Origin of the sequence: Nocardia abscessus (assembly GCF_015477775.1) — a bacterium.
Classification (GTDB): Bacteria; Actinomycetota; Actinomycetes; order Mycobacteriales; family Mycobacteriaceae; genus Nocardia; species Nocardia abscessus_A.
In genome coordinates this window covers 1-258 of sequence record NZ_JADLQO010000082.1, presented here as the reverse complement: position 1 = coordinate 258, position 258 = coordinate 1, and the positions used below count along the sequence as shown (strand labels likewise).

The following is a 258-nucleotide window of genomic DNA, read 5'->3' as shown; positions in this document are numbered from 1 at the left end:
CTGCGGCTCGGTCAGCGGATTCGAGTGGGTCGCAAACGTGTGGCCCGGCTGATGCGCAGCGCTGAGCTGGCCGGAATTTTCCGCCGCCGCCGAGGCTGCACCACGCGAGATCCGCAGGCCAGTCCGCCCCTGGACCTGGTCAACCGCCGCTTCGCCGCCGAGGGCCCGGACCGGCTGTGGTGCATGGACGTGACTCAGCACCGCACCAGCGAGGGCTGGGTGTACTGCGCGGTCGTGCTCGATGCGTTCTCCCGGCGC

The 258-nt window shown here is 70.9% G+C and carries 1 pseudogene; it reads left to right on the top strand.

The annotated features are described in order from the left end of the window. Positions 1-258: pseudogene (locus tag IU450_RS41550) on the top strand (IS3 family transposase); the annotation flags it as partial.